Origin of the sequence: Mesorhizobium silamurunense (genome assembly GCF_014843825.1) — a bacterium.
Lineage (GTDB): Bacteria > Pseudomonadota > Alphaproteobacteria > Rhizobiales > Rhizobiaceae > Mesorhizobium > Mesorhizobium silamurunense.
Genome location: NZ_JHQR01000206.1, coordinates 1 through 7,523, shown reverse-complemented (window position 1 = coordinate 7,523; position 7,523 = coordinate 1). Strand labels below are relative to the sequence as shown.

At 64.6% G+C, this 7,523-nt stretch carries 6 protein-coding genes and 2 pseudogenes; 3 read left to right on the top strand and 5 right to left on the bottom strand.

Going from position 1 to position 7,523, the window contains the following annotated elements; genetic code table 11:
- A pseudogene (locus tag DH10_RS22895) lies at positions 1–273 on the top strand (iron ABC transporter permease); the annotation flags it as partial.
- A complete protein-coding gene (locus tag DH10_RS22890; protein WP_192251406.1) occupies positions 270–1,352 on the top strand; it encodes an ABC transporter ATP-binding protein in 1,083 nt (360 codons plus the stop codon). The pseudogene DH10_RS22895 and the gene DH10_RS22890, both read left to right, overlap by 4 nt.
- A 23-nt stretch (positions 1,353–1,375) precedes the next feature.
- Here the strand turns inward: DH10_RS22890 and DH10_RS22885 are convergent, their stop codons facing one another.
- The 5 genes from DH10_RS22885 to DH10_RS22865 all read right to left on the bottom strand — a co-directional run bounded on the left by DH10_RS22885 (position 1,376) and on the right by DH10_RS22865 (position 6,629).
- Positions 1,376–2,173 carry a phosphodiesterase gene (locus DH10_RS22885; protein ID WP_192251409.1) on the bottom strand — a complete coding sequence of 266 codons (798 nt, stop codon included), beginning with the start codon at positions 2,171–2,173 and terminating at the stop codon, positions 1,376–1,378.
- A gap of 41 nt (positions 2,174–2,214) precedes the next feature.
- Positions 2,215–3,315, bottom strand: a complete 1,101-nt coding sequence (gene ugpC / locus DH10_RS22880; RefSeq protein WP_192251412.1) for a sn-glycerol-3-phosphate ABC transporter ATP-binding protein UgpC — start codon at positions 3,313–3,315, stop codon at positions 2,215–2,217.
- Between the two features lie 12 nt (positions 3,316–3,327).
- Entirely contained in the window at positions 3,328–4,242 is a 915-nt protein-coding gene (locus DH10_RS22875; RefSeq protein ID WP_192251415.1) for an ABC transporter permease subunit, read from the bottom strand.
- Positions 4,243–4,249: 7 nt separating this feature from the next.
- Positions 4,250–5,134, bottom strand: a complete 885-nt coding sequence (locus DH10_RS22870; protein WP_192251418.1) for an ABC transporter permease subunit — start codon at positions 5,132–5,134, stop codon at positions 4,250–4,252.
- A 142-nt stretch (positions 5,135–5,276) separates the two neighbouring features.
- A complete protein-coding gene (locus DH10_RS22865; protein ID WP_192251421.1) occupies positions 5,277–6,629 on the bottom strand; it encodes an extracellular solute-binding protein in 1,353 nt (450 codons plus the stop codon).
- Between the two features lie 237 nt (positions 6,630–6,866).
- Here DH10_RS22865 and DH10_RS22860 point away from each other — a divergent pair.
- Positions 6,867–7,523, top strand: a pseudogene (locus tag DH10_RS22860) (endonuclease/exonuclease/phosphatase family protein); the annotation flags it as partial.

Genomic DNA, 7,523 nt, shown 5'->3' with positions numbered 1-7,523 from the left:
GGCCGCCCGCCGCTCAAGGCGCTGTGGGCGACGACGATCCGGCTGTCGGCGCCGGGTGCTGCGGCCGGCATGGCGATGGTGGCGCTCGGCATCACCAACGAGCTGACCGCCACCCAGATGCTGGCGCCTAACGGCACCCGCACGCTGGCGATGGCGTTCTGGTCCTACAGCGGCGAGATCGACTACGCCTCGGCCGCGCCCTACGCCTTGATCATGGTTGCGATGTCGCGCTGGGTGCTCTACGTCCAGTCAAAGCGGATGGCCGGCCGATGAGCTTCCTCGAACTCAGCGGCGTGACGAAACACTATGGCCCGGTGGCGGCGCTCGCCGGCGTCGACCTCACTGTCGAAGGCGGCAGCCGCACCGCGATCGTCGGACCCTCCGGCTGCGGCAAGACCACCTTGCTGAGGCTGATCGCCGGCTTCGAGGCGCCTGATCGTGGCCGCATCGCGCTCGACGGCAAGGTGCTTGCCAATGGCGGCGCGGCCGTGCCGGCGCATCGCCGCGGCATCGGCGTGGTCGCGCAGGACGGCGCCCTGTTCCCGCATCTCACCATCGCCGACAATATCGGTTTCGGCATGGCGCGAAACGCCGAGAAGCGCGCCGAGCACATCGTCGAGCTCGCCTATATCGTCGGGCTGGACAAGGCCATCCTGAAGCGCCGTCCGCACGAGCTTTCCGGCGGCCAGCAGCAGCGTGTCGCGCTGGCCCGCGCCATGGCGATGAAACCCCGGCTGATGCTGCTCGATGAGCCGTTCTCGGCGCTCGACACCGGCCTCCGTGCCTCGATGCGCAAGGCGGTAGCCGAGCTTCTGGAGGAAGCCGGGATCACCACCATCCTGGTCACCCACGACCAGGCCGAGGCGCTGTCCTTCGCCAGCCAGGTGGCCGTCATGCGCGACGGCCTGTTCTCGCAGGTCGGCACGCCGCGCGAGCTCTATTTCCAGCCCAAGGACAGGATGGTCGCCGAGTTCCTCGGCGACGCAATCATCGTGCCGGCCAGGATCGCCGGCGGCTTTGCCATCTCGCCGCTCGGCCGCATCGCCGTCGACACCGCAGAGCGGCGCGATGTCGCCCGCATCATGCTCAGGCCCGAGCAGGTGGTCCTCAAGCGAACCTCGCGCGAAGGCATGTCGGGAACGCCGGACATGCTGTTCGGCGAAGTGACGGACTCCGAATTCGCGGGCTCGGTCTGCACCATCGCGGTGCGACTGCTCAACAGCCCCGATCCGCCGGATGCGGCCGCGATCGGCAACACGCCGCTCATCCTGCGCAAGACGGGCATGGATGCGCCGGCGGTCGGCGAGATCGTGCGCCTCACCGTTATCGGCAAGGCGCACGTGTTTGTCTAAAACGGCGGGCTGGCGCGGTTGCTCTACCGTACCCTCTCGCCGGTGGCCGGCGACCAGAGCGGCCAGCTCTCCAGGAAATCATGGCTGTGCACGATGACGCGCGGCCCGTCGATCAGGATGATCGAATAGGCGGGCGGCGCCTGCTCGACCACCTCGTCGCCCACCAGGTCGAGCATGAAGCGGGCATGCAGGCCGCGCTGAGCCGAGAACGGAATGCCCGCGACCGTGCCGGCGATGTCGCGATGGACGTGGCCGAAGAAGATGTAGCGGACATTGCCGTGGCGGGTGAGCATGTCGAGCAGCCGCTGCGGCTGTTCGAGGCCGAGCGGATCGAGCAGCGCGAGACCGAGCTCGACCGGCGGATGATGCAGGAACAGATAGGCTGACCGGCCCTCCGCTTCGGCAAGCCGCGTGTCCAGCCACGCAAGCCGGTCGTCGCACAGTTCTCCCGTGACGCGGCCTTCGGCCAGGCTGTCGATGAACACCAGCCGCCCCTCGGGCGTATCGAAGACCGACTGCGCGAAGCCGTTGCCATCGGTTCCGTTTTCCGGAAAGGCGGCAATGAGGTTGGCACGGCGGTCGTGGTTTCCGGGCAGCAGCCGGTAGGGCACTAAGAGCCGGCTGAGCGCGGATCTCAGGTCGGCATAGCTTTCCGTATCGCCGGACTCGGTCAGATCGCCGGTAAAGACGCAGAGCGCCGCATCGCCATTACGGGCATTGATATGGTCGATGCAGCGGTCGAGCCGCTCATGCAGATTCGCGCCGAAGCGGACCTCTCCCCGACGGCCGAGATGGACGTCGGTAACCTGGATGATCTTCATTCCATGAACCCTCAATCAATCTTGCAAAAGCAGCCGGCCGCTTACAGTGCCGGCTCTGGCACCGAAGCCTTGAACACGTCGAGCCGGCTTCCGGTCTCCGACGAGAAGAAATGCAGGTCGCTCTCGGCGAATTGCAGTCCGATCGCGCTGCCTGGCTCGGGATGGACGGTCTCGGAGGTCACCACCGAGAACGGCGCTCCGTCGAGATCGACATAGACGACCCGGCCGGCGCCAAGCTCTTCGACCAGATCGACCGTTGCGGCGAGCGCGCCGGGCGTACCCGGCGCCACCATGCGCACGGCCTCGGGCCGGATGCCGACCGCGACTTTCGAGCCCACGGGGAGGCCCGCGCGGGAAACCGCTAGCCGCCGGCTGCCGCCCAGAAGCGATAGTCCTTCGAGCGTGACCGTGCCTTCGAGCATGTTCATGGCCGGCGCGCCGACGAAGGTCGCCACGAAGCGGCTCGCCGGCCGGCTGTAGACTTGCGCCGGCGTGCCGACCTGCTCGACGCGGCCGCCATTCATCACCACCAGCCGGTCGGCCAGCGTCATCGCCTCGACCTGGTCGTGCGTGACGAAAACGGAGGTGGCGCTGAGCCGCCGGTGAAGTTTGCGGATTTCCGAGCGCATCTGCACGCGCAATTTGGCGTCGAGGTTGGAGAGCGGCTCGTCGAAGAGGAAGACCTTGGGCTCGCGGATCATGGCCCGACCCATGGCGACGCGCTGGCGCTGGCCGCCGGAGAGCGCCATCGGCTTGCGGTCGAGCAGATGCTCGAGCTCCAGGATGCGGGCGACGGCCTGGATGCGCTGGACGCGTTCGGCTGCGGGAACGCCGGCCACCTTCAGCGAATAGCCGATGTTCTGGGCGACGCTCATATGCGGATAGAGCGCGTAGTTCTGGAACACCATGGCGCAGCCGCGCTCGCGCGGCTCGAGCTTGTTGACCACGGCGCCGTCGATGGCGATCGTGCCGTCGGAGATCTCCTCCAGCCCCGCGATCATGCGAAGCAGCGTGGACTTGCCGCAGCCCGACGGCCCGAGGATGACGACGAACTCGCCGGATGCGATGTCGAGATTGACGCCATGCACGACCTCAATCTTGGCATAGCTTTTCCTAACATCGCGGATGGTGATGGAGGCCATTTTATCGTCTCCCTATTTTTCGGTGGCGATCAGGCCGCGCACGAACCAGCGCTGCATCAGCACCACGACGATCAGCGGCGGCAGCATGACGATCAACGTGCCGGCCATGGCGATATGCCATTCCGGCGCGCCGCCGACATTGGGAATGAGCTGCTTGAGCTCGGTCACCGCCGTCGCATGTGACCGATCGGTGGTGATGAGCAGCGGCCACAGATACTGGTTCCAGGCCCACAGGAACATGATGGTGCCGAGCGCGGCCATGTTGTTGCGCGACAGCGGCAAGAGGATGTCGATGAAGAAGCGCAGCGCGCCGGCGCCGTCCATGCGCGCGGCTTCCGTCAATTCGTCCGGCACCGTCAGGAAGAACTGGCGGTAGAGGAAAGTGCCGGTGGCGGTGGCGATCAGCGGCATGATCAGGCCGGTGTAGGAATTGAGCAGCCCGAGGCTGAGCGAGACCTGCACGCCGGAGATCTTCTCGATCAGCCAGCTGATCCCGGTCACGTCCATGATCGCCTGATAGGGCGACAGCACGTTGGCGACCACGGCGTAGGTCGGCACGATGCGCACTTCGAGCGGCAGCATCAACGTGACGAAGATCAACCAGAAGATCAGCATCCGCCCGGGATAGCGGAAATAGACGATCGAGAAGGCGGTGAGCGCCGAGATGATCACTTTGCCGGCGGCGACGCCGGCCGCCATGACGAAGCTATTGAAGAGCTTCGGGCCGAGGTCGGCCGTCGTCCAGGCGGTCTTGATGTTGACCCAGAAATCGCTGCCCGGCAGCAGCGACATCGGCACGTCATTGACGTCCTTCAGATTGTGCGAGGCGGCGATCGCCACGATGACGAACGGCGCCACGCAAAATACGAAGCCGACGAACAGGATGAGATGCGTGAAGAAGTTGAGGATCGGGGTGCGCTCGACCATGGCCGCCTCAGCGATAGTGCACGCGCCGCTCGATGAAGCGGAATTGGAAGATGGTGAGCACGATGATGAGCAGCATCAGGATGATGCTCTGCGCGGCGGCGCCGGAATAATCGAGGCCTTTGAAGCCGTCGGAATAGATCTTGTAGACCATCAGGTTGGTGGCGTTCGCCGGGCCGCCGGCAGTCATGATGTCGACGATGCCGAAGGAGTCCTGGAAGCTCTCGGTGATGTTGATGACCAGGAGGAAGAAGATCGTCGGCGTGATCAGTGGGAACTGGATGTCCCAGAAGCGGCGGATGACGCCTGACCCGTCCATCGCCGCCGCCTCGATCAGCGAGCGCGGGATGGCCTGCAGCGCGGCGAGGAAGAAGATGAAATTATAGCCGACATATTTCCACGAGAAGGCGATGATGACGGAAGCCATGGCGTCGGCGCCGTTGAGGCCGGGATCCCAGAAGCCCGGCCAGACCTTGTTGACGGCGGCCATGAAGCCGGCCTCGGGCGCCAGGATGAAACGGAATGCCATCGCAAGCGCCGGCGCTGCGATGCCATAGGGCCAGATCAGCACGACGCGGTAGAGACGTGAGCCGGCAAGCTGGCGGTCGGTCAAGGTGGCGAGCACCAGCGCGATGAGCATGGCAAGCCCCGTGCTGATCCCGGCAAAGACAAGGCTGGCGGTGATCGAATTCCAGTAGTCGGCATTGGCGAGGATCGAGCGGAAATTGTCGAGGCCGACCCAGATGTTGCCGCCGCCCCAGGGCTGCTGCAGCGTCAGCGACCAGTAGACCGCCTGCCCGGCCGGCCAGTAGAAAAAGGTGAAGATCAGGATGAGCTGCGGCACCGCGAACAGGATGCCGATCGTCCATTTGCCGAAAGTGACGCGTTTTTCCATCGATCCGCCGAAGCCGTCGAGCGGCTAGCCTGATAAGAAACGGCCGCCCGCCAATTGAAGCATGATCCCGAAAAGTGGCAACCGGTTTTCGGAGAAGATCATGCTCAACAAGAATCGGCGAGCGGCCACGAATTGTCGAGGCTTAGGGAAGCGTCTTGTTCGGGTAGGTCTGCTGGAAGCGGTCGAGGATGGCGTCGCCGTTCTTGACCAGCGCGTCGATGCCGTCCTGCACGCTCTCCTTGTTGGCGAAGATCGCCTGCATCTGCGTGCCGAACTCGGCGCGGATCTGGGTGAAGTTGCCGAGCCGGATGCCGCGGGTGATCTCGGTCGGCTCCGAGGCGGTCAGGCTGGCGATCGCCACTTCACGGCCCTTATAGGGCGCCTTGTCGTAGAAGCCGCTGGACTTCATGTATTCGAAGCCCGACTTCGTCACCGGAATATAGCCGGTGTTGGTCGACCAGAACAAAGCGGTCTTGGGGTCGTGGATGAAGTTGAGGAAGGCCGCGGCACCTTTGTACTCCGCCTCCGACTTGCCGGACAGCACCCACAGCGAAGCGCCGCCGACCAGCGAGTTCTTGCGCTCGGTGCCGGCATAGACCGGCAGCTCGGCGACATCCCAGTTCATGCCTTCCTTCTGGGTCTTGCCGACCGTGCCGTGATCGCCGACCGAGGTCATGATGACCTGGCAGGTGCCGGTGGCGAAGGCCTGCACCATATCCTGGCCGAGGTCCTTCGACTTGATCTTGATCAGGCCGTCGTCATACCACTTCTTGAGATCGGTGACATACTGGACGAACGTGGTCTTGTTCATTTCCAGGCGGGCGTCGAGGCCGTCATAGCCGTTGTTCTTGGTGGCGATCGGCTGATTGTGGATGGCAGAGAACTGCTCCATCAGCTGCCAGCTCTCGTTGCCGGAGATGTTGATCGCCATCGGGCAATCATAGCCGGCGTCCTTCAGCGCCTTGACGTCGGCGCCGACGTCTTCCCAGGTCTTCGGCGCTTCGGTCTTGCCGATCTTGGCGAAGGCGTCCTTGTTCCAGTACATCAGCGCCGTCGACGAGTTGAACGGGAAGGACAGCATCTCGCCCTTCGACGTCGCATAGTAGCGGGCGATGCCGGGGAAAAAGTCGCTGTAGTCGATCTTGTAGCCGTTCTCTTCCATCAGCTTGTCGGCGGGCTTGTAAGCGCCCGACAGCATCATGGTGGCGGTGCCGACGTCATAGACCTGGACGACGGTGGGCTGCTTGCCGGCGCGGAAGGCGGCGATCGTGTTCTGTAGCGTGGCGTCGTAATTGCCCTGGCTGGTGCAGACCACTTCGTAGTCGGACTGCGAGGCGTTGAAGTTCTTGCAGAGCGTATCGACGACGCGCGCCAGATCGCCCGACAGGCCGAACCAGAAATCGAATTTGACCGGCTCCGCAGACGCAGGAGCCGCGAGCGCAGTGCTGAGCGCGCCGGCGGCAAGGGCAGCAAGGCCCCGCTTGATGATGGTCATGGTTTTTCCCTCTTGAGTGGCAGTTTCACAAGGTTTTGCGCAAGTCCTTGCCCGCTCTCTTAGAGAAGGTATGTGACAGTTCTGTTGTGGGCTTTGCGGCCTGTGGACAGCCAGTCTCTCCTCCCCCTCGGCGGTCGCGCCGGCATGAAATCGTCATATCGGCGGTCTAGCAAGCTAGGGCGCTTAAGAGCAGCGTAAAGACCTTCTTGGTTAACCGGCTAAATTTTGGCGAACGCCATGCTTGTCCCGCAACTGACCCATGTGCCGATCGCCGACCGCCTGGCGATGCGGGAAGGTCCACGCGACAGCGCCACCCATATGCGCCACGCGGCCGCCATTCCGGCATTGGGCGAAATCGAGATCGGCGGCAGGACCTCCCGCGACGGCGCCGGTGAAAGCCTGACGGTGATGGCCTGGAACGTCGAGCGGCTTCGCCATGTCGAAGCGATCGCCGCGACGATCGCCGGCCAGGCGCCGGACGTGGTGCTGCTGACGGAGGTCGACAAGGGCATGGCCCGCTCCGGCAATAGCCATCCGCTGAGCCGGCTTGCCGATCGGCTCGGCCATGCCTTTGCCTACGGCGTCGAGTTCGTCGAGCTCGGCGCCGGCAATGCATCGGAGCAGACGGCAGCCGGCAAAGCCGAGAATACGGAAGGCTTTCACGGCAACGCCGTGACCAGTGTTGTCCCGCTCAACCGGCCGTTCCTCATTCGCCTGGATGCCGCCGGCGGCTGGTTCCGGCCCGAGCGCGGCCAGCCACGCATCGGCGGCCGCATGGCGATCGGCGGCCAGGTGCTGCTCGACCAGCGCCGGGTGACGGTCGTCTCGGTGCATCTCGAAAACCGCACCGATCCCGCCGGTCGCGCGGACCAGACACGCCACCTCCTCGACGCT

What these genes read in the sequence shown, in the direction of transcription:
- DH10_RS22890 (WP_192251406.1), top strand. Translation starts at nt 270, where the DNA reads ATGAGCTTCCTCGAACTCAGCGGCGTGACGAAACACTATGGCCCGGTG.
- DH10_RS22885 (WP_192251409.1), bottom strand. Translation starts at nt 2,173, where the DNA reads ATGAAGATCATCCAGGTTACCGACGTCCATCTCGGCCGTCGGGGAGAG.
- ugpC (WP_192251412.1), bottom strand. Translation starts at nt 3,315, where the DNA reads ATGGCCTCCATCACCATCCGCGATGTTAGGAAAAGCTATGCCAAGATT.
- DH10_RS22875 (WP_192251415.1), bottom strand. Translation starts at nt 4,242, where the DNA reads ATGGTCGAGCGCACCCCGATCCTCAACTTCTTCACGCATCTCATCCTG.
- DH10_RS22870 (WP_192251418.1), bottom strand. Translation starts at nt 5,134, where the DNA reads ATGGAAAAACGCGTCACTTTCGGCAAATGGACGATCGGCATCCTGTTC.
- DH10_RS22865 (WP_192251421.1), bottom strand. Translation starts at nt 6,629, where the DNA reads ATGACCATCATCAAGCGGGGCCTTGCTGCCCTTGCCGCCGGCGCGCTC.